This is a genomic window from Spirosoma radiotolerans (assembly GCF_000974425.1).
GTDB lineage: Bacteria > Bacteroidota > Bacteroidia > Cytophagales > Spirosomataceae > Spirosoma > Spirosoma radiotolerans.
Window position 1 is genome coordinate 3,146,873 of the sequence record NZ_CP010429.1, and the last position, 20,893, is coordinate 3,167,765.

17 protein-coding genes are annotated in these 20,893 nt (G+C 49.3%); 10 read left to right on the top strand and 7 right to left on the bottom strand.

Features of this window, described 5'->3' with window-relative positions; translation table 11 throughout:
* Positions 1–4 precede the first annotated feature (4 nt).
* Positions 5–520 (bottom strand): gluconate 2-dehydrogenase subunit 3 family protein, encoded by a 516-nt coding sequence (locus tag SD10_RS12775; protein WP_046574139.1) that lies wholly within the window; start codon positions 518–520, stop codon positions 5–7.
* A 438-nt stretch (positions 521–958) separates the two neighbouring features.
* On the opposite strand from SD10_RS12775, the gene SD10_RS12780 reads away from it, so the two are divergent.
* The 4 genes from SD10_RS12780 (at position 959) to SD10_RS12795 (ending at position 5,510) form a co-directional block, all read left to right on the top strand.
* Entirely contained in the window at positions 959–2,404 is a 1,446-nt protein-coding gene (locus SD10_RS12780; RefSeq protein ID WP_046579458.1) for a S41 family peptidase, read from the top strand.
* A gap of 331 nt (positions 2,405–2,735) precedes the next feature.
* Positions 2,736–3,806, top strand: coding sequence for a Kelch repeat-containing protein (locus SD10_RS12785; RefSeq protein WP_052731176.1), 1,071 nt, complete (start codon positions 2,736–2,738; stop codon positions 3,804–3,806).
* Between the two features lie 22 nt (positions 3,807–3,828).
* Positions 3,829–4,167 carry a DUF4907 domain-containing protein gene (locus SD10_RS12790; RefSeq protein WP_046579463.1) on the top strand — a complete coding sequence of 113 codons (339 nt, stop codon included), beginning with the start codon at positions 3,829–3,831 and terminating at the stop codon, positions 4,165–4,167.
* A gap of 11 nt (positions 4,168–4,178) precedes the next feature.
* A complete protein-coding gene (locus SD10_RS12795; RefSeq protein ID WP_046574140.1) occupies positions 4,179–5,510 on the top strand; it encodes a DUF4270 family protein in 1,332 nt (443 codons plus the stop codon).
* A 117-nt stretch (positions 5,511–5,627) separates the two neighbouring features.
* Here the strand turns inward: SD10_RS12795 and SD10_RS12800 are convergent, their stop codons facing one another.
* Positions 5,628–8,105 carry a glycoside hydrolase family 95 protein gene (locus SD10_RS12800; RefSeq protein ID WP_046574141.1) on the bottom strand — a complete coding sequence of 826 codons (2,478 nt, stop codon included), beginning with the start codon at positions 8,103–8,105 and terminating at the stop codon, positions 5,628–5,630.
* 968 nt (positions 8,106–9,073) lie between these two features.
* Between SD10_RS12800 and SD10_RS12805 the strand changes: the two genes are divergently transcribed.
* The 5 genes from SD10_RS12805 to SD10_RS12830 all read left to right on the top strand — a co-directional run bounded on the left by SD10_RS12805 (position 9,074) and on the right by SD10_RS12830 (position 14,480).
* The gene (locus SD10_RS12805; protein WP_046574142.1) at positions 9,074–9,613 is read left to right on the top strand and encodes a hypothetical protein; all 540 of its coding nucleotides are present in this window, start codon (positions 9,074–9,076) and stop codon (positions 9,611–9,613) included.
* 47 nt (positions 9,614–9,660) lie between these two features.
* Positions 9,661–10,677 carry a bile acid:sodium symporter family protein gene (locus SD10_RS12810; protein ID WP_046574143.1) on the top strand — a complete coding sequence of 339 codons (1,017 nt, stop codon included), beginning with the start codon at positions 9,661–9,663 and terminating at the stop codon, positions 10,675–10,677.
* Between the two features lie 119 nt (positions 10,678–10,796).
* Entirely contained in the window at positions 10,797–11,198 is a 402-nt protein-coding gene (locus SD10_RS12815) for a hypothetical protein (RefSeq protein ID WP_046574144.1), read from the top strand.
* A 540-nt stretch (positions 11,199–11,738) separates the two neighbouring features.
* A complete protein-coding gene (locus SD10_RS12825; RefSeq protein WP_046574146.1) occupies positions 11,739–13,112 on the top strand; it encodes a GH1 family beta-glucosidase in 1,374 nt (457 codons plus the stop codon).
* Between the two features lie 90 nt (positions 13,113–13,202).
* Positions 13,203–14,480, top strand: a complete 1,278-nt coding sequence (locus SD10_RS12830; protein WP_046574147.1) for an acetyl-CoA hydrolase/transferase family protein — start codon at positions 13,203–13,205, stop codon at positions 14,478–14,480.
* A 47-nt stretch (positions 14,481–14,527) separates the two neighbouring features.
* On the opposite strand, the gene SD10_RS12835 is transcribed toward SD10_RS12830, so the two are convergent.
* The 5 genes from SD10_RS12835 to SD10_RS12855 form a co-directional block, all read right to left on the bottom strand.
* Entirely contained in the window at positions 14,528–15,787 is a 1,260-nt protein-coding gene (locus SD10_RS12835) for a neutral/alkaline non-lysosomal ceramidase N-terminal domain-containing protein (protein WP_046574148.1), read from the bottom strand.
* 123 nt (positions 15,788–15,910) lie between these two features.
* Entirely contained in the window at positions 15,911–16,363 is a 453-nt protein-coding gene (locus SD10_RS12840) for a rhodanese-like domain-containing protein (RefSeq protein WP_227699211.1), read from the bottom strand.
* On the bottom strand, positions 16,360–16,962 hold the full coding sequence (locus SD10_RS12845; RefSeq protein WP_046574149.1) for an acyl carrier protein phosphodiesterase: 603 nt from the start codon (positions 16,960–16,962) through the stop codon (positions 16,360–16,362). The genes SD10_RS12840 and SD10_RS12845 overlap by 4 nt, the downstream gene beginning before the upstream one ends.
* Positions 16,959–17,435: a deoxycytidylate deaminase gene (locus SD10_RS12850; RefSeq protein ID WP_046579467.1), complete on the bottom strand. Its 477-nt coding sequence runs from the start codon at positions 17,433–17,435 to the stop codon at positions 16,959–16,961. The genes SD10_RS12845 and SD10_RS12850 overlap by 4 nt, the downstream gene beginning before the upstream one ends.
* A 228-nt stretch (positions 17,436–17,663) precedes the next feature.
* Positions 17,664–19,556 carry a YgiQ family radical SAM protein gene (locus tag SD10_RS12855; RefSeq protein WP_046574150.1) on the bottom strand — a complete coding sequence of 631 codons (1,893 nt, stop codon included), beginning with the start codon at positions 19,554–19,556 and terminating at the stop codon, positions 17,664–17,666.
* Between the two features lie 144 nt (positions 19,557–19,700).
* Between SD10_RS12855 and SD10_RS12860 the strand changes: the two genes are divergently transcribed.
* Complete coding sequence (locus SD10_RS12860; protein ID WP_046579469.1) at positions 19,701–20,726, top strand: Gfo/Idh/MocA family protein; 1,026 nt, start codon at positions 19,701–19,703, stop codon at positions 20,724–20,726.
* Positions 20,727–20,893 lie beyond the last annotated feature (167 nt).

Genomic DNA, 20,893 nt, shown 5'->3' on the forward strand with positions numbered 1-20,893 from the left:
CGACCTATTTGGGTTGAGAAGCGGTCTTGGCTTTAACGGGAACACAGCCATAATAATGACCGGGAATAAACTGGTAATGCGTCAGGTTGGTCATCACATATTCCGATGTCATGTAGCCCCGAATGGTCAGGTTCTTCACCAGCGAATAAAAGTCTTTTTGCGCTGTATCGGTCGATTTTGACAATTGTGTAAGCAGGGCGGTGCGTTGCGCGGTATCTCCTTCGGCAAAAGTCTTGTTGAACGATGCCTTGGCCAGGTCATCGAGCGAATCGAGGCCTTTCTGCAGATTTTCCTGGGTAGTTTTATCGTAACAGTCAGCTACCATTTTCTGAACAAACTGGTGCACATTCAGCGCTTTAGCGCCGGGCGTATCGGTAACCGGAATAATGGTTTCAACGAGCTCGGCTAATTGGTCGGCCTGATTGATCGAAAGAAAGTGTTGGGTAGACTGGACCGTTTCGGTTGACCAGCCATTGGCCCAGGCCGGCAGGCTGATTAGCCCGCCAAGGGCCCCAGCCATTGTTTTTAACGCGTTACGTCTTTCCACTGGAAGTTACGTCAACTAAGTTTATGAAATGATGACTGGCGACTAAAGGTATCGACTGCTAAAATTTCGGAGACTTTTCCAAAGACTAACAAGCCGGTAGCATTTAAAGAATCTTCGGAATCCGAATGGACTGAGTCGCCAGGTTTATTATGTCAAAGATACAAAATAAACCCTGACGATTTATACTATCTCCCCGCTTATCCCCATACTTTTCAGGAAATCAGGCCGTTTTCCTTTATACTAATTTACTCTATAGGAAAAGAGGATTAAATGCTGATTAAATCCTCACTTTCTAATGATTTCCTGCAACATTTAGCGTTTGGGGATCGTAAACTATACAGGTAAGACTTTTTCCGCTTATCCAACAGATCTATGATACAACACGTTGTGAACAAGGCCAAAACGGCTTCTATGAATCAGTTATTTACCCAAAAATCGTCGATACAATGGCTATTGATGGCTGGATTTATTTTATCTCTGTCCGGCTGCAAAAAAACGACGGATGATGTTACTCCTCAGACGACAACGACAACCAGCGAAAATACAACGGTCGACAGCTGGATTTTGAGTAATATGCGGGAAGTGTATTACTGGAACGACAAGATTCCGGCCAATCCGGATACGACGTTGGCACCTGACTTATTTTTCGACTCGATCCTCTATAAATACGACGCCACCAAAAACCCAACAGGCGACCGTTTTTCGTGGATCGAAAATGATGCGAATACCCTGACAGCCGAATTGAGCGGCCAGTCGGTAACGACGGGGATGGACTATAACCTCTATCTGCGTGCTACAGGATCAACAGGTGTCATCGCTCAGGTGTTGTATGTACTCCCTGGCTCTCCGGCAGAGAAAGCCGGTTTAAAGCGGGGTGACGTCATCTCTAAAGTGAATGGCCAATTGCTCAACACAACAAATTATTCAGACCTGTTATCGACGGGTCCGACGTATACCTTTGGCCTGGCAACAATCAGTGGTTCGACACTGGTCGATTCCGATCAGACGAGGAGCGTGACGGCTACGGTGTTTCAGGAGAACCCGGTGTTTCTGGACTCGGTCTATACCATCGGCAGCAAAAAAATCGGTTATTTTGTGTACAACCAGTTTGTGCCGGGTGCTAACGGTAGCAAAGCCAATGAATACGATGCTCAGATGGATGCTGTTTTCAGCAAGTTCAAAGCGCAGGGCGTAAATGAACTCGTGCTCGACCTGCGCTACAATCCGGGCGGATACACGTCCTCATCGGCAAACTTGGCCAGTTTGATAGGAAAAGGCGTCAATTCCAGTAAGTTGTACTTCCGTGAAGAGTGGAATGCGACAATTACGCCCCTGTTGCAGCAGGAATACGGCAGCAGTTTCTTCGTGCAAAACTTTCTCGACAAGTCGCAGAACATCGGTAACAATCTTTCTCGGGTATTCGTCTTAACAACTGACCATACAGCTTCGGCCAGCGAACTTATCATCAATGGCCTTCGTCCATACATGCCCGTAACAACGATAGGTACGACTACGTATGGTAAAAACGTGGGATCGATCACCATCACCGACGACACAGGCAAGATTAAGTGGGGTATGCAGCCCATTGTTTTCCGGTCGTATAACAGCGCGGGGCAATCGGATTATTCAACAGGCTTTACTCCTACCGTTGAGGTCGAGGAGCCGATTAATCTGTTACCCCTGGGCGACGTCAATGAGCCACTCTTGAACGAAGCGCTGTCGGAAATCTCGGGTAATAGCGCTAATGGTCGTCGGGCAGCGGCTGTCCGAAACCCACTTTTGCAAATGGGGTCGTCTATTCAGAAAAAGGCAGGCGGTCAATCCATGATCCGGACCTTGAAGAACGTGAAGTTATAATTCCCTTTTTTGATTACCATTCCAACGACTACAGCACAAAGAGGGTCTTTGTGCTGTAGTCGTTTTTGTAAACCACTAACCTTTTCTTCCCTATGGCAATAATTAAGAATTTTTATGAGATGGGTACGTTGGTATGTAAGACTGGTTTGACGTAATTTTGTGGGACGAATTTGACCACTTAATCACCCGAGTTCGCTCGAAGCCGACTTACAGGTGACTCCCAAAGACTTCTTTATGGGTTGACTCATCCCAGTCGGGATGGTAAAATCGTCGTTTTTAACGCAAATTGGTATAACTTTACGTTTTAGTTCGTTCGTTTACGCTCTTTTTCATGATTCATTTACCATTCCGATTATTCTCGGCATCTAGTTCCGAGCCGCAATCCGTAGCTTCTGAGACCTCGCTCTCCTCTGCAACTAAGAAATCCAAAAAACAGCAGCGCATCAACTGGGCACTGGGTGTTGTTGCCATCGGCTGGGCTGGTTTACTGGTTGGCTGTAATAGTAATTCTACGGTATCTGTTCTGGGCGACTGGACAGTTAAATCCGAATTTGAAGGAGTAGCCCGTTCTGAAGCGGCTAGCTTCGTGATCAATAACATTGCTTACATGGGTACTGGCCGCAATGCCAGCAACGAACGTCTCCAGGACTTCTGGGCGTACGATCCAGCCAAAAATGCCTGGTCGCAAAAGGCCAATTACGGGGGCGTTGCCCGTTATTCAGGTATCGGTTTCGCAGTTGGCAACAAAGGCTACATCGGTACAGGTATCAACATCAATAGCGACAAGCTGAAAGATTTCTGGGCCTATGACCCAACCGCCAACACCTGGACGAAAGTAGCGGACTTTGGCGGCACAGCCCGTTATGGTACGATGGCTTTCTCGATTGGCAACAAAGGGTATGTTGGAACCGGCAACGACGGTAACTACCTGAAAGATATGTGGGCCTATGACCCAACCGCCAACGCCTGGACGAAAGTAGCCAGTTACGGGGGGGCAAAACGGGTTGGTGCCGTTGCTTTCGTCATCAACAACATGGCTTACGCTGGTACAGGCAACAATAACGGTACTGCTCAGCGGGACTGGTATGTGTATGACCCTGCAACAGATGTATGGACGCAGAAACTTGACTTCCTGACAGATCAGGCGGTACAGCGCAGCAATGGCGTTGGCTTTGCCATCAATGGAAAAGGCTACGTTACGCTCGGCGACAACACAACCGTTTGGCAGTATGATCCAACAGCGGACACATGGACTACCCTGGGTTCGTTTGAAGGTGCTAACCGGATCAACGCCGTTGGTTTTGCCATTGGCAACAAAGGCTATGTAACGACGGGTAGTAACGGCACAAACCGCTTCGACGATTTGTGGGATTTCGATCCAACCATAGAACAGGTATTGTAAGGTGCAGAATGCCTCAACAAACATGAACCAACCAGCACAGACGAATGTAGTTCGAAAGGGGTTGCTTCTGGTGTTGCTGGTGCTGGCGATTCTGACAGCCTATACTATTTATCAGCGGCAAAACCCCTATACGGTTGAGGTTTTTTCAACATCGGGCGGTTGGGGGTATGCCATTCTGAACCACGGAAAGCCATTCATTCATCAGCCTACTATACCGGGCCAGCCTGGTATAGTAGGCTTTTCCAGCGCAGCACAAGCCCAGCGGGTTGGTGAGCGGGTGGTTGAGAAAATACAACAGGACAAGGCCCTGCCTACCCTGACGAATGACGAACTACGCCAGTTAGGCGTAAAAATTCCCTGAATTATTTGCTTATGCGTACTCTCTGGTACGCCGGTTTGCTTTGGCTGGCCGGTATAGTGCTATTTGCTTGCCAATCGGGCGATCTCAATGTGGGACAGTCGGTGATCAATCCACAGCAGTTACAGATCCAATCCGTCGATTCGGTGTCGATCAATACCGCTACGGTTATGCGCTCTGATTCGTTTCTGACTTCGGGCGATGTGGATATGGTTGTCGGTCAATGGAAAGACGCGCAAACCGGGCAACAAAGCACACAAGCTTTTGCGGCAATTGACTACCCATCCAATTCGTTGGTCTCCCAAACGAATCTGCGGCTCGATTCGCTCGTGCTGGAACTAGGCTATTCGTTCACGTATGGCGATACAACCTCGGCCTTTACTCTTGGGCTTTATCCTTTGAGTAGACCCCTGCCCGCACAGAATTACTTTAACACCAGCACCGTTGGGTATTCGGCAAAGCCTGTAATAGAACGAACATTCGTTCCTCAACAATTTAGCGGAAACCGGTTGCTTCAGATTCGAATTCCGGACGAGCTGGCACAAGGCTTATACGACAAACTCATCAGTGGAGATATTACGGACAACATCACTCTGAATGACTTTTTGCCCGGTTTTGCGTTTTTGAGTAAGTCGACCACGAATACATTTCTAGGTTTTACGACGAATCCATCGGTAAGTGGCCTGCGCCTTTATTACCACGATACGGATGTCAATAGAACAGCCTCAACGTTGTTATTCCCGATAACGTCGCTACACTTCACGTCGTTTAAGAACGATCGGACGGGTACTCCATTGAGTGCGCTGAAAAATCGCTCCGACGTTGTGAGCAGTAACCTGACCAACCATACCACATTTGTTGCCCTAGGTGCCGGGCTTCAGACGCGCATTGAGTTTCCCTACTTAAATGATTTTTTCCGGCCAGGTAACTTTGCGGATTTAAACAGAGCGCTTCTGGTCATCAGCCCCGTTCGGCGTGATTCCCGTGATAACACTTCCCCACCGACAAGTCTGCAACTTTACCAGACCAACTCCCAGAATGAGTTTATTGCAACCATACCGGGTGGATCAACAGGCGCTGATGTTGCCGGAGCGGGTTACTCTATTGCCCCCGATCCAATAACTCCTTTGTTAACGGATAACTACACCATTGATTTGACCTATTACATTGGTCAGATCATAAAGAAAAAATCCTTAAGCCAACCGCTTTTATTAAGTATTCCAGCGCCGTCTGGCGGCATATATACGCTGAAAACACTTATACAACGGGTGACACTTGGCGACCAGTTCCGCCAGAATGACCAGATGAAGTTGCAACTGTTCATGACGTCTGGTTCTGGCTCCTAGTAGGACTGTATAGGCTAAAAACAGCATGGGCCCTGATTCATAAATCAGGGCCCATGCTGTTTTTAGCCTATACAGTCATTAACTAAAACAGCCTCTGGCTGTTTGGTACTTAGCCTTTTACAAACCAGTAAGCAGATAAACAGACCCTTTTTGTGTAGTAAACGAGGTCACATACCCCATATCGGTTTTAGTCGACGTTGCTTTAGCCCCTTGTACTCGTATCGGGCGGCTGGTCCTTAGCTTACAGGGCTCGCCAGACAGCGACTTAACGGTAGCATTGGCTAACTGGTGGTTCTTCCACTCCATACCCAGCTCAAATCCACCTCGCGCTTTCAAGCCGTTTACGCGTCCGTCTTTCCAGGCATCAGGCAACGCGGCCAGCAAATGAATGTCGTCTAAATGGCTCTGAATCAACATCTCGGCCATACCAGCGGTCCCACCAAAATTGCCGTCGATCTGAAACGGCGGGTGAGCATCAAAAAAATTGGGGTAGGTGCCCCCTCCGCCCTTACTTACATAACTAGTCTGGGTTTGGCTGGTAAACTGCAATAACTCCCGCAGTAGTTTATACGCATGGTTTCCATCGAGCAGCCTTGCCCAGAAATTGATTTTCCAGGCCCGGCTCCAACCCGTTCCGGCATCGCCCCGTAGTTCCAGCGTTTTTTTGGCCGCGGCCGAAAAATCAGGCGTTTTGATGGGCGAAATTTGTCGGCCAGGGTGCAGCCCAAATAAATGAGACACATGTCTATGTTGGGGGTCGACGTCTTCCCAATCTTTATTCCACTCCTGAAGATTCCCTTTATGACCAATGTGCAACGGGTAAAACTTTTTCCGCTTCTCCATAAGCAACGTTCTAAACTCGGCATCTGTATTCAGGACAGTTGACGCATCAATCAGGTTAGTAAACAGGTCCCACATAATCGACATGTCCATCGTGGTCGCTATTGAAATAGAGGCTGGCTGACCATGGGAGTCAATGAAATCATTTTCCGGGGATACGGACGGAGACACGACCAGATACCCGTCTTTATCTTCAACAAGCCAATCCAGATAGAACTGGGCCGCCCCTTTCATCAGGGGATAGGCCGTTTCACGCAGAAACTTTTTATCCTCCGTAAACCGATAATGCTCCCAGAGGTGCTGACTCAACCAGCCTGCCCCCTGGTTCCAGTTTGCCCACTTTGGATCACCCTGCCCCTGGTCGCCTACAGGGTTGGAGATTGCCCAGATGTCGGTGTTGTGATGCGCTACCCACCCTTTCATGTTATAAAACTCCCTGGCGGTAACGGCTCCCGTCTTTGCCAGTTGCCCAATAAAGCTTATTAAAGGCTGGTGTAACTCAGAAAGATTCGTGACCTCAACGGGCCAGTAATTCATTTGGGTATTGATATTTATGGTATAGTTAGAACTCCAGGGAGCCCGTAACTCGTTGTTCCAGATTCCCTGAAGGTTGGCCGGCACGTTCGGTAAACGCGAGCTAGAAATCAACAAATAACGCCCATACTGGCAATAAAGCGTTTCGACACCGGGATCATAGGCTCCCTCACTGTACTTCTGCAAACGCTGGTCGGAGGGTAAGGCGGCATTGGCATTCGTGGCCGTTGTATCGGTCACCTGAAAGGAAAACCGATTGAAATAGGATTGGTAATCAGCCGTATGCCGGGCAAGCAACGCTTGATAATCACGGCCGTTAGCCTGCCGGATTAACTCCTCCGCGAGCTTGTTCTCATCTTTCCCGTCTTTATCAGGGCACTTGTCATACCCGTTGAAACTGGTCGTTGCAGCCACGAGCAGTACGACTTCAGTTGCCTTTCGAACGTGTATCCCTGCGGAATCCGTTTGAACACTGCCCCCTTTATTAAGGGCTTTCAGGCGTAGCTGAAACCGCATGCCTTTACAGCCCTCCGATTCCTCATAAATAATGTGCTGCCGGTCTTTTGGATTATAATAATTAGGATCGACCTGAGCCGGTGCTTTCCCCTTCATCACCAATTCGCCATTTGCGCTGACGGTATTTTGAAACCGCAATGGGCTTTTGGTCGATGCATCGAACGTAAGTTGACCTGGCTTGCTGGCAGTCAGTCGAACAACTAGTATACCATCGGGAGCCGAAGCAAAAATCTCTCGCTTGTACACTACCCCATTCACCGTAAATCGGGTTGTCGCCACGGCCTTCTGAATATCCAGATCCCGATAGTAGTTAGTCGGCTTAGCCCCGTTAATATTCTGTTTAAGCGACAAATCCCCTAGTGGCATGTACGACTGGGTGTAAAGTCCCTGCATGTGTTTTACCAGATCAACGGCCTGCTTGTAATTCTCCTGTGCCAGGGCTTCACGAACTTTTGGCAAATACGAGGGTGATTCTGGGTTAATATTCCCTTTTACCGGGCCACCCGACCAAAGCGTGCTCTCGTTAAGTTGAATGAGTTCATTGTCAACATTGCCAAACACCATCCCCCCTATACGTCCGTTGCCAACAGGCAGTGCTTCGGTCCAGACGGCGGCCGGTTGGTTATACCAAAGTTTAAGATTCGATTGGGCAAATAAGGGTGATGAAAAAAGTAGTGATAGAAAAAGCCAGCGGTTTTGCTTCATGTCAGGATAAGAAATGTCAAACAGAAATAAACTAACCTAAAAATAAGATTAGTTTATCCAGAAAGCAGACACCCACGATTTTATCCTGATAGACATTACCGTTTTTGTAAAAAAACAAGGGCTGAACTCCGTACGACCCGACAACAACTATATATACCTGATTGCATTTGCGCGTTACCTGGGGGATACCTTACAGAGCAAGGCAATTGTCTAAGGCAAACGTCAGTATTCCCAACCGAATTGGCACGCTGTAAAAACTCTACGTAACCTTTTAACCCATGAAACATGGGCACTGACTCATAAGAGATAAACTTTTCTCCTTTACGTATATTATGCAACAGGCCGCTATCTGGACCTTTACCTATCTAAAAAACTGGTCTGATTTAGTGTTGAATGAAGCTGGTTTTGGCAATAAGGTACACGACTAATTGTTGAATCAGTCATTAAGGCATGTTCGTAAGGAAAACTAGTTGTCTGTGACCTAGAATAAGATTGCAGCAAGGCCAAAAGCAAATAAGACTGATAATACTAGAATACCTACCCAGGCAATGGTATTAACAGGATCAAGCGAAATTGAGCGGAACCGTTTCATAGCAGTGCAAATTAAAATCAATATTGTTCAATAAACGAAATCCAAAGGCATTTAGATTTCTCTCAAATGAATAATTTTTGTTTTGAGTGTATAAATTATTTAATCCAACGACTTACAAATAGTCCTTACACTCAAGTCAGGAGTTTTGACTAATAGTAAAGTGTAAAGTAACTAAGGTCTGTAAATTTTAGACCGACTTGTGTTTAACCTATAGGTCGAATGACTCATTAACTACTCCCATGACTCACTCAAATAGGCTACTTAGCTTTTCTGAAGTCATCAACTGAGTAGTTCACTTGCCTGTTTTGACTATTGACCGCTAAAATGATGCAGCCCCGATGCTATTTTGTTAGGGGATAAATAAGAAATTTGCGGCATGAAAGACTTAGCTATAGCACTACTTGGCGTTTGTTTGTTACAGGCCTGTGGGCAAACAGAAAAAAAACAGGAAAATACAACGCAAACAGCCCAAGGTTCTGCTGACTCATCGGCGACCTCACCACCGCCTAAAACTAAGAATTGTCAGGCAGTCGTGACGGCGGATAAACTGGGCAAAGCCGATGTTTACCAGGAGTCGGCGAAAGCGTTAACCGTTTCGATAACGGTTGATCAGGACACCAGCTCGATGCAGGTGGCAAATGGATGCTACTTCAATAATACGGTAACGATCCGCGCGGCAAAAAAAACAGGGAGTCAGGTATTCAAGCGGACACTCCTGAAAGATGACCTGCTGTATTTTACCAAAAATGATACGCCTATTGAACAGGCCATTCTCCAGCGTGTTACCTACAAGCCAACGTTCAACAGCCAGCGGTACATCACCGTTTCGATGCGACTCGTTGCGCCCGAGAGCAAAAAGACGTCAGATTACCTGGTGACGATGAATTATTTTGGGGAAGTCATTAAAGTCAGGTAAGCAATCTAAACTAAAACGGAATTGAGCCCAGCGCGGTTATTCTTTCTATGGCAAAATCGTCGTTAGGCTCTCTACTGGCCCGTGTCGGTCTCGATTGGTTTATTCTGGCCTTGCTGGGTATGATTGGATTCGCCAAGCTATGGCCCGGACCCGGCATTCAGGAGGGACCGTTGTCGCTTTCGGCTCTGGCAAACTACGGGGTATCGTTCATCTTCTTTTTCTACGGTCTGCGCCTGAATTTCGACCAGTTAAGGGCTGGGTTGCGGAATTACCGGTTGCACCTGGTTATCCATATTACTACGTTCATTATTTTTCCAGCAGTGGTGCTGGCTGCCCGCTCGTTGCTCTTCACTCCCGATACGGACTTACTCTGGCTGGGCATTTTTTACGTGGCCGCCCTGCCATCTACCGTGTCGTCGTCGGTAGTGATGGTCTCCATTGCGAACGGAAACATCCCGGCAGCTATTTTCAACGCCAGCATTTCCAGCCTGATCGGCGTATTCATTACACCCCTCTGGATGAGTTTTCTACTGTCCAGTTCAAACGGGCACTATGACTTGTCCAGTGTGATCGGCAAACTAACGCTACAGGTCATTATGCCCGTGGTGCTGGGACTGTTGCTGAATCGGAAGCTGGGCTGGTTCGCGGAACGGTACAAGGCGTATCTCCGCTATTTTGATCAATTCACTATTCTGCTTATTGTCTATACCGCCTTTTGTGAGTCATTTTCACTCAACTTATTTTCCCGCTATACGGCGGCCGATCTGGTCGAACTGGCCGGTATGATGCTGGCCTTGTTTTTCTTTATTTACGGGCTTGTGCATGTCCTTAGCCGTCTGCTAAAATTCAGCCGCGAAGATCGGATTACAGCCCTGTTTTGCGGGTCCAAGAAATCACTGGTTCAGGGCAGCGTCATGGCGAATGTTCTATTTCCAGGGTCGGTGGCGGGGGTCGTTCTGCTGCCCATAATGATGTATCACGCACTTCAACTTATTGTGGCCAGTATTCTGGCACAGTCCATGGCGCATCGGCAGTTGGAAAAAGAAAAGGCCCTTCGGGAGTAGATTGAGCCTGTTCGGAAAGCCAAATCGGGCACTCAGCCACTTCCCCCTACCTCCCCGTTAAACGCAGCCCTGCAATTTACTTCTAACGATCAAGTAACACATAAAACAACCACTTGATCATGAAAAAGACAATCGCAGCCGCCCTTACTTTAGTTGCCCTCGCTTCTGGTGCCACCTTCGCTCAGGGCGTTTATTCAAGGCCTTTCGACAATCGTCCAGTACCCGCGCAAGGTCCTCAATATAACAACGACCAATATCAGGACGAGTTAAAAATTGACCGTATCGACGCCATTGTCGGCTTAAGCCGTCGTCAGGAAAAGCAGCTTCGCAAGATCGAAAACAATTACGATCAACTAATGGCCCGCAGCCGCATGACGCCCGATGGCTATCGCCAGCTCCAACTCCGCAAACGTCAGGATGTGCTGGCGGTATTAACCTCCGCCCAACGCGACCGTTTGTTTGCCGCTCAGCAACCGAACCGTAACTACAACCGCCCTACTCCTTACGGCCGTAGAGGCTAAGCATACCTCACTCATTCACTGCACTTAACGGGCTTCCCTCGGTTGGTATATTCAACCGAGGGTGAGCATGCGGAGGCAACTAAACTACTGGAGAGTCTATCGCTCAGAAGCCAGAAAAAGCAGCGCTTATTAAACTTAACAAATTCTTTACAGAGCCGAACCGGGCTTCGATCGGGGTCCAGCCTCGGCTACTCGAAGAACATATCGACCGAAATTCCGCAACGTGTTCCTCAAATAGGGCACTTTCACTGGTTAGTTACCCAATCCGATTGGGCGATAGAATATGGTCTGGTTCCAGTCTGTATACGCGTGCTGCATCCGCATTCTTGATGTAGATGCAACCAACAGTGTTTCGTCGGAAACGGCACGCGCCTGCGAAACACATAAAAGAGTATATTTGACCTATGAGCATTTCATCAAACTGACCCATCTCAGCCGCGATGTCCTACCCATGCTTCAGACAGGCTTAGCCGGACAGGCTATTCCTGATGATGACGTAATTTGGCAATTGCTTCGCGTTCAGAAGCCAAATTTTTCCGCATGACTAAACACGATTTTGGCCCCAATTTTATTTGGGGAACGGCCACGGCAGCTTACCAGATTGAAGGGGCGGTTGACCGTGACGGACGAGGGCCATCCATTTGGGATACGTTTAGCCATCAGAAAGGTAAAATCAAAACCGGTGAACATGGCGATATTGCCTGCGAATTTTACGACCGCTATGCATCTGACCTGAAACTTCATAAAGAACTGGGATTCGATGCGTTTCGGTTTTCGTTATCCTGGTCACGTATTCTGCCCGAAGGCACGGGTCCACGCCAGGGCGGGCGCATCAATCAGGCCGGAATCGCCTTCTACAATCAGCTTATTGACCACTGCCTCGCCCTTGGCATTACTCCCTGGATTACGCTGTATCACTGGGACTTACCGCAGGCGCTTGAGAACAAAGGCGGCTGGCCTAACCGCCAGATCGTGGATTGGTTCGGCGATTTTGTGGATGTCGCCACGAAAGCATTCGGGCATAAGGTTAAGCACTGGATTATCCTGAATGAGCCCCTGGCTTCGTCCATTCTGGGGTACTTTACGGGGCAGCACGCACCCGGTCGACGTAGTTTTCGAAACCTCCTGCCCGCCATTCACCACACCGCGCTGGCACAGGCCGAAGGGGGGCGCATTGTCCGGCAAAACGTCCCCGACGCCCAGGTGGGCACGACGTTTTCCTGCTCACCCATCGACCCGTTTACCCCCCGCGATCAGGCTGCGGCTACCCGCGTGGATGCACTCCTGAACCGGCTTTATATCGAACCAGCCCTGGGCCTGGGCTACCCCGTTCAGGAACTTCCCTTTCTGGGTGGTATTGCCAAAAAAGTGGCGAAACCAGGTGACATGGACCGGCTGGCCTTCGATTTTGACTTCATCGGTTTGCAGCACTACTTCCGGGCGGTTGTTGAACAATCCTATTTTATGCCTTATCTGTGGGCTAAAGATGTATCGCCCTTACGGCGAAACGTTCAGACGATTACCGAAATGGGCTGGGAGGTGTATCCAGAAAGTATGTATCGGATTATCAACCAGTTCAGCCAGTATGAAGGGGTTCGAAAAATATACATTACGGAAAGTGGAGCAGCCTTCTACGACACCGTGGAAAAGGGCCAGGTCTTCGATACGGCCCGGGTCGAATACCATCAGAATTACATACGTGAAGTGTTGCGGGCAAAGCAAAACGGCATACCGGTTGAAGGCTATTTCGCCTGGACATTCCTGGATAATTTTGAATGGGCCGAAGGGTATCGCCCCCGATTCGGGCTGGTCTATGTAAATTTCCGGACGCAGCAGCGAATCGTCAAGGCGTCCGGACGCTGGTTCCAGCAGCTATTATCAAACACACGTCCTCAACCTGTGGTTGCGCGTTAATACCTGGTAGCGTGTAATTGTTCCACTAGTCGACAAATCATTACTAAACATCATCTTAACGCTTCAACCGATACCCTGTTCGTTTTAACTATGCCTCTTCCAATTACGACTCCTGCACAAGCCGTTACGGCCATTCAATCCGGTAACCGTGTATTTATTCATAGTGTTGCCCAGACTCCGCATGTGCTCATCAATGCTATGGTTGCGCGGGCCGATGAGTTAAAAAATGTGGAAATCTGCCACATGCACACGGAGGGGCCCCTTCCCTACCTTGACAAAAAGTACCAGGATTCGTTTCGGCCCAACTCATTTTTTATCGGGGCCAATATGCGAAAGCAACTCAATCAGGGCATTGGCGATTACGTTCCCATTTTTTTGAGTGAAATCCACCTCTTATTCCGCCGAAATATCCTCCCGATCGATGTGGCGCTTATTCAGGTATCACCACCCGATGCGCACGGCTATTGCTCGCTGGGACCGTCGGTCGATATTTCACTGGCGGCTATTCATTCGGCGAAATACATCATTGCTCAAATCAACCCGCGTGTCCCCCGGACGCTCGGCGATGGCCTGATTCCAGCGTCGATGCTTCATGCCGCCGTTGAGGTCGACGAACCGGTATACGAAGTGCTGCCCGGCGAAATCAGTGCTGAAGACCGTAAAATCGGGCAATATGTGGCCAGCCTGGTAGAGGATGGCGCTACCCTTCAACTGGGTATTGGTGGAATTCCTAATGCCACACTGGCGGAGTTGATTCACCACAAAGGACTGGGCATCCACACCGAAATGTTTTCTGACGGGGTCATTGATTTGGTCGAGCGGGGGGTCATTACTGGCGAACATAAAACGGTATTACCCTACCGTGTTGTGTCGGCGTTTGTCATGGGCAGCCAGCGGGTCTATGATTTTATCGACGATAACCCCGGCGTCGCCATGAAACAGGCCAGTTTTACCAACGATACAACCGTTATCCGCCGAAACCCAAAGGTAACCGCCATCAATTCAGCCATCGAAATTGATATGACAGGCCAGGTTTGCGCCGATACCATCGGCACGTACCAGTATTCAGGAGTGGGTGGCCAAATGGACTTTGTCCGGGGAGCGTCTTTATCAGAAGGTGGCAAACCCATTATTGCCCTGCCCTCAACGACCAGCAAAGGGTTAAGTAAAATTGTGCCATTCTTAAAAGAAGGTGCCGGTGTGACCACTACCCGAGCTCATGTTCACTACATCGTCACTGAATTTGGCATCGCCGACCTGTATGGACAGAATCTCCGGCAGCGGGCACGGGCGCTCATCAACATTGCCCATCCCGATCATCGGGAAGAGCTGGACCGGCAGGCCTTTGCCCGATTTGGTCCAATTTGATGTAGTAGAGGCCTTTTTCGTGATTATAACGTAGCTTATGCTATGCTTTACTTGAGGCTACTGACCAGATTCTGGACCATTTCGGTGATAAAGGCGCTGGTATGCGGCCCAAAACGGTTCATGTCACGCATGTCGTACGGACTTTTTGGGTCGTAGTAGTAGCTGTCCGGGACGATCTGGCCAATGTTACCGCCATTGTAACTGGTGATCACCAGGTTGTTCCTCTCCCCGGTAGGCGTTGCCTGTATGGCCGACGCCAGCTCCGCGGAGAAGGCACCTGGATTGCCGACAAAAACGGTTCTACCAATCCGTAACGCTTTCATGTCCGCGCCATAATCGCCGTAAATCGCCTTCACAAGCCAGGGTTTGATCCGCCAGCTTTTACTAATCCGAACCTGTGGGTCACTTTGAATGAGCGGCACCGTTTGGGCAACCAGTGTACTGTCTGTGTGCAGCGGCAGGCCTTTAAGAATCAGTACAACACGTGCTACAAGGCCATTGGCCTGCCCGGCAGCGGCCTCTACGTTTTCGGTAGGACGATCAACCGCACCAGCCATATATAGTAAAAAGCTTCCCGTATCTTTCTCCAGTTGGGTTGTCATTAAACTTCCAACGCTACCGGCCGAAGATGAAGTAGCCAGATCGGCCACCAGTTGTGGCGCATTGGCCGAGTAGATAACAGCCGATTCGCCAGATCGTTTTTGCAGTTTCAGGAAATGAGCATCCTCAAGCTGCGCATATCCCGTTTGAACAGGAGCGCTATTTTTTTGAGCGCTCGACACAGCTTGCAGAACCGCATTCGTGAGGTTATCAACCAGCTTTTCGTCATAGTCGCCCAGGCTCTTCCTGCTCACGTAATCATTTGCCCATCCGCCCAGATTCGGATGCGAATTCGTGGCACCCAGGTACACGTTTTTCCAGTCGAGGCCAAGTTTAGGTAATCGCTTTTGTAGTTCAGCGGCTACCAGCGGTGGCATCATAAGCAGGTCAATGCTCACGACAACGGCTTTGGTCGTTCCATTATCGAACACAATGGCCCGCGTAAAAATTGAATCGGCAGGTAACGACCTTCCGGTAGTAGCGTTCGTCGTCGAAAAAGCAGAGTTTAAACTAACCTTGGCCCATCCCGCATGGATCGCATGTTGTGGCGGTGGACTCGATACGATCCAGGCAAATCGTTGCCGCGTAAATCGGTAATACAGCGCGTTTTTGTAGCTGGTTTTATCGACCAAAGCGATGCTGAACGCTAAACCGTTAATAATAATAAGCGCCAGCACAAAGGCGACAAGACGGTATTTGGGCTTCATTGACTATAGCCCGATTCTCCAGCGCATTCGCTTAAAAAGGGTGGGCTGATAAAATTAGTGAGTGATCAGGCCTGCGCTGGCCATTGAGCATACCTGTCGTGCCAAAAGGACATCATTGGCACTCTACTCCGCAACCGGATATCCTTTATCGAGCCAGTCGGTCTTGAGGTTTTTGGCCAGATTCAACAACTTGTGGTTCTTGAAACCCAGCTCATTTAGTTTTGTGAACGCTGGGCGCACATTCGGACAGTTTTTGAAAGGGCAACAGCCGCAGTAAATCACAATGGCCCGGTCTTTAGGTTCTTTGCTAAGCAGTTTCTCCAGTTTCGCCAGATTATCGGCTTCACTGCCCGGTCCAACGCCAACTGATCCTTTGATGGTAGCCGCTGGTCCGATACTGATAATGAGGGGTTTCTCTGCCTTTGCGTCATTAATTGTCTGGGCTAAGTCAGCGGGTTCCAGCAGTTGTTCGGGGCTCCAGGGTTCGGCTTTTTTCCAGCCAGCCTGACCAATTAAAATAGATAGCAGAATGGCTACCAAGGCGAGTGGAACGAAATTTGTTTTTGCTTTCATCATGAGTGTGTCAACGCGGTGCGCGTCTGTTGTACGTGTTCAACTAAGGTAGGCCAAAAATACGTGAAATGGCGGGCAATTAGCTCATAATATCGCTCCAAATCCAGAATGGCCGTTTCCAATCCCGAAGGGAAAGCCGTTCGTCGGGAAACGCCTTTGAGTGACCGGTCAACCCCTTCGATAAATTGGTAATTCGTTAGCCAATCCTGCCGAATCATATAATCGGCCATTCGGGACGCATCACTTGGTAAACGAGCCTGATTATCGAGCAGGGTCTGGTAAAAATAGCGGATAAAATCGGGCAGGGCTTCACCCGTTAGCTGTTTGAAATTGAGCGCCAGGAAATGGTCGAAAAAAATATCGACGGCAGCCCCGGCATACTTATGACAACGTGGATGCAGTAGATCACGCACAGCGGCCACATCGGGGTGGGCATCTGTGAAGAAATCAATGGCCCGGTGTACGCGAACGCCTATTACCTCTTCTGGCGACAGGTGATGGCGAGGGTTGGCCGGATCTCCTTTTATGAAATCGCCGATAAAATTCCCGATGAGTAAGCCTGTATTTCGATTCGACAGATAGCCATGCGCCAGTATGTTCATACCGTCTTTTTGGCTATAGGTGGCTCCGATACCAACAAACCCCCCTCGCCCGGCGCATACCGCTCAACAGCGACACCAAACCGACGAAGAAAATCTACGCCTTCATCGGATCCAATGCCTTTGTATTCGGCGTACGAATGCAGGAATACGACGCGGGCAATTTTCATGCTGTAAATAATTCGGGCGCAGGCAATGCAGGGCGACAGCGTCACGTAAATGGTGGAGCCTTCAATTTCGGAGCCGTTTTTTGCCGCATACAGAATGGCATTTTGCTCGGCATGGAGCGCCAGGGAACACGACCCTTTCGAATCCCGGGGGCATCCCACATCCGAAAACTCCTCGTCGCAGTTGTGCGTACCCGCGGGTGGGCCGTTATACCCGATCGAAATGATTCGTGTGTCGCGGGTCAGGACGGCCCCAACCTGCGCTTTGATGCAATGTGAACGCTTGGCCAGATTAACGGCCAGATCCATAAAAATATCATCAAACCGGGGCTTAGGAACGGGTCCGCCCTGGTTTTTTTTGGTAGATGTGTTCGACTGAATGACGGCCAAATTGTCAGGAGAAGTGGATGTGTTGGTGGAAGGTACCATGTGGCAAAGATCAGTCTAAAAAAATTCGTTCACGATGAAAGCTGTGTTTTTAAGGCGCCAGACTTCCCAGTGAACGAGTTAGGAATAATAGAAAACAGGTAGCCTCTCCTATCGCTTTTTTCTACCCGAATAATTGCCCGATGAGGTGGTCTTACCCGAATTTCCTGTTTTACTACCCAATAATCGTTCGACCAGATCCGGCCGGTTAAGCTTATTCAAGCGGTTGCGAATCCAGTCCTTGTATTCGGGCTTATACCAGAAGAAATACCGATTCTGCGCCTGTTTTTCGTCCCGTGTTTTAGCCGTTTTGACGGGCTTTAATGTATATGGATGAACACCCGAATAATAGATCACTTCGGCCACCGTCATGGGCGTGGGTGTAAAATCCTGCACCTGCTCAAGCTGGAAGCCTAGGTCTTTAGTCTCGGCGGCCAGATTGGCCATATCCTGCTCCTCACAGCCGGGGTGCGACGAGATGAAGTACGGAATCAGGGGTTGCTTTAAGTTGTGCTTCTCCTGAATCTGGTCGTATTTCTTCTTGAATAACTTAAAATACTTAAACGACGGCTTCCGCATGATCCGCAATGTATCATCGGCGGTGTGCTCGGGGGCCACTTTCAGTCGACCCGACACATGGCGCGTAACAAGCTGCTCCATGTACTCGTCGTGGTTTCCATCGTTATTATTTTTGTTAAAATCATCGACCAGCAAATCGTACCGCACCCCGGAGCCAACAAACGCTTTTTTAATGGCCGGGTTTGCATCGACTTTGCGGTACAGTTCCGTCAACGGCTTGTGCGAGGTGTCCAGATTGGAGCAGATAACCGGGTGAATACAGCTCGGGCTCTGGCAACGGGCGCAGATCGACTCGTCTTTGCCCTTCATCTTATACATGTTGGCCGACGGGCCACCCAGGTCTGAAATATACCCTTTGAACTCCGGGTGCTTCGTGATTTCGTCTACCTCTTTCAGTACGGACTTCTCACTGCGCGAAGCGATAAATTTACCCTGGTGGGCCGAAATGGTACAGAAGCTACAACCGCCAAAACAACCCCGGTGCATGTTTACCGAGAATTTGATCATGTCATAGGCTGGAATCGGACCCCGCTTCTTGTATTTAGGGTGAGGAAGGCGAGTATAAGGCAAATCAAATGACTTGTCAATTTCAGCCTCCTCCATCGTTTTGAAGGGGGGATTGATGACCAATACCTGATTGCCCACCTGCTGGGTTATCCGGTTGGCCTGCCACTTATTGGACTCAACCTCAACAATTTTAAAGTTGGCCGCATACTTGATCTTGTCTTTCAGGCAGGTCTCATGGCTCGCTAGCTCAACCGTACTCCAGTCGTTATAGTCAGCCAACGGCGTGCGGGCATCGTGCATGAACGCCACCTGGTTGATATTCCGCATCGATGAAAACGGTACGCCCTGCCGCGCCAGTTTCAGGATTTCGCGGAGGGGTTGCTCGCCCATGCCATACACCAGCATATCGGCCCCGGCATCGACCAGAATGGACGGCATTAGTTTATCCTGCCAGTAATCGTAATGGGTTACCCGGCGCAGCGAGGCCTCGATACCACCGAGGAGCACCGGAACATCAGGATACAATTCTTTTAAAATTTTGGAGTACACCGTCGTCGCGTAGTCAGGCCGAAAGCCCGCTTCACCGCCGGGGGTGTAGGAGTCGTTGGAGCGCAGCCGTTTGTTGGCGGTGTAGTGATTGACCATGGAATCCATGCAACCTGCCGTTACCCCAAAGAAATATTTAGGCTTGCCAAATTTCTTGAAATCACGTAGATCGTCTTTCCAGTTGGGCTGCGCCACAATCGCTACCCGAAAACCCTCGCTTTCCATGATACGGCCAATCACAGCGGTCCCGAAAGCGGGGTGGTCTACGTACGCATCGCCTGAAACCAGAACAATGTCGACCTCGTCCCAACCTCTCTTTTCGACCTCTTTCATTGTTAGAGGCAGCCAATCTGTAATGGGTCTTTCAATCATGAGTACGTGTAATTATCTACCTGAAAAACATCGAAATTACGAAATAATTCATTGAATGGCCATGAATCATTCGTTCTGAAGGGATCGGCGGCTGTATGTTCCGCTATTTTGCTCAATTTCGCCCAGGCCAAACCTAGTTTTCTTATGCCCTTACTGAAAGCAGCCATTATTGGCGGTGGCAATATTGCCGACAACAACCATATTCCGGCCCTTAAGCAACTGGCCGACCGGGTAGAGCTTGTTGCTGTGTGCGGTCGTGACCTCGGAAAAGCCCGCGCCCTGGCTGATAAACACAACATTGCCCACGCCTTCGATAACACGGGCTCACTGTATGATCAGTGTGCGCCCGATCTGGTCGTCATTTGCACACCGAATAACCTGCATCATCCGCAAACGATGGAAGCGCTGGCGCGTAATTGCCATGTTTTCTGCGAGAAACCACCCGCCACTTCGGCCCAGCAAGCCAGGGACATGGCCAATCTCGCGGTTCAGAAAGGCCTAACACTGGCGTATAACTTTCAACTCAGGCAAACGAGTGAATGTGCGTTACTGATGCGTTGCCGGGCCAATGGACTGCTCGGCGACATTTACCACATTAAAGCCCATTTTCTACGGCGACGGGGTATTCCAGGCTGGGGGCATTTTACCAACAAAGCGATGCAGGGCGGAGGTGCGTTGATGGATCTTGGGGTGCACGTCCTCGACTTAGCTCTCTTTGCACTGGGCCATCCAACGCCCGATCAGGTGCTCGGCAACACTTATGATTTGATCGGTAAAGCGGGCGGCAAAGGGTTGATGGGCGACTGGAATCCAAACGCGTTTGAGGTTGAAGATGCTGCCATGGCCTATCTTTCGTTTCCCAACAACGTATCAATCATGCTGTCGGCGTCTTTTGCTCTGAACACCCAGACCGATAAAGATCGAAACCTGGAAATCTTCGGCAGTAAAGGTGGCGTAAAGCTCTTCCCCTTTTCGCTCTATACCGAAGTAGCCGGTGAGTTGGCCGATATCCAGTTTCCGTACTTGGACGAAACGGACATTCAACTCAAAAATACCATCGCGTTTCTGGATGCCTGTGAAGGTAAACCCTCAACGGTTTGCACGGCTGAGCAGGGAGTCATTTTACAAGAGATTGTCGAGCGCATCTATCACTCCGCGGAGAAAAAGTGAAGCTGTTTTGACGTCCAGAAAAGCGTTAACAATAAGTTTTTTGTCATTCCGCCGAAGGAAGAATCTTCGGTAAAATGCCTAAATGTCTACTCCTACTGAAGATTCCTCCTTCGGCGGAATGACAAATTCAGAAACGAAAATTCAAACAGCTTTAGTAGTATAAAAAC

Bases quoted from the DNA above. Each gene is read 5' to 3' on its own strand.
- SD10_RS12830 (WP_046574147.1), top strand. From the start codon at position 13,203: ATGCCTCTTCCAATTACGACTCCTGCACAAGCCGTTACGGCCATTCAA.
- SD10_RS12790 (WP_046579463.1), top strand. From the start codon at position 3,829: ATGAACCAACCAGCACAGACGAATGTAGTTCGAAAGGGGTTGCTTCTG.
- SD10_RS12795 (WP_046574140.1), top strand. From the start codon at position 4,179: ATGCGTACTCTCTGGTACGCCGGTTTGCTTTGGCTGGCCGGTATAGTG.
- SD10_RS12835 (WP_046574148.1), bottom strand. From the start codon at position 15,787: ATGAAGCCCAAATACCGTCTTGTCGCCTTTGTGCTGGCGCTTATTATT.
- SD10_RS12845 (WP_046574149.1), bottom strand. From the start codon at position 16,962: ATGAACATACTGGCGCATGGCTATCTGTCGAATCGAAATACAGGCTTA.
- SD10_RS12840 (WP_227699211.1), bottom strand. From the start codon at position 16,363: ATGATGAAAGCAAAAACAAATTTCGTTCCACTCGCCTTGGTAGCCATT.
- SD10_RS12775 (WP_046574139.1), bottom strand. From the start codon at position 520: ATGGCTGGGGCCCTTGGCGGGCTAATCAGCCTGCCGGCCTGGGCCAAT.
- SD10_RS12785 (WP_052731176.1), top strand. From the start codon at position 2,736: ATGATTCATTTACCATTCCGATTATTCTCGGCATCTAGTTCCGAGCCG.
- SD10_RS12800 (WP_046574141.1), bottom strand. From the start codon at position 8,105: ATGAAGCAAAACCGCTGGCTTTTTCTATCACTACTTTTTTCATCACCC.
- SD10_RS12805 (WP_046574142.1), top strand. From the start codon at position 9,074: ATGAAAGACTTAGCTATAGCACTACTTGGCGTTTGTTTGTTACAGGCC.
- SD10_RS12815 (WP_046574144.1), top strand. From the start codon at position 10,797: ATGAAAAAGACAATCGCAGCCGCCCTTACTTTAGTTGCCCTCGCTTCT.
- SD10_RS12855 (WP_046574150.1), bottom strand. From the start codon at position 19,556: ATGATTGAAAGACCCATTACAGATTGGCTGCCTCTAACAATGAAAGAG.
- SD10_RS12810 (WP_046574143.1), top strand. From the start codon at position 9,661: ATGGCAAAATCGTCGTTAGGCTCTCTACTGGCCCGTGTCGGTCTCGAT.
- SD10_RS12780 (WP_046579458.1), top strand. From the start codon at position 959: ATGAATCAGTTATTTACCCAAAAATCGTCGATACAATGGCTATTGATG.
- SD10_RS12860 (WP_046579469.1), top strand. From the start codon at position 19,701: ATGCCCTTACTGAAAGCAGCCATTATTGGCGGTGGCAATATTGCCGAC.
- SD10_RS12850 (WP_046579467.1), bottom strand. From the start codon at position 17,435: ATGGATCTGGCCGTTAATCTGGCCAAGCGTTCACATTGCATCAAAGCG.
- SD10_RS12825 (WP_046574146.1), top strand. From the start codon at position 11,739: ATGACTAAACACGATTTTGGCCCCAATTTTATTTGGGGAACGGCCACG.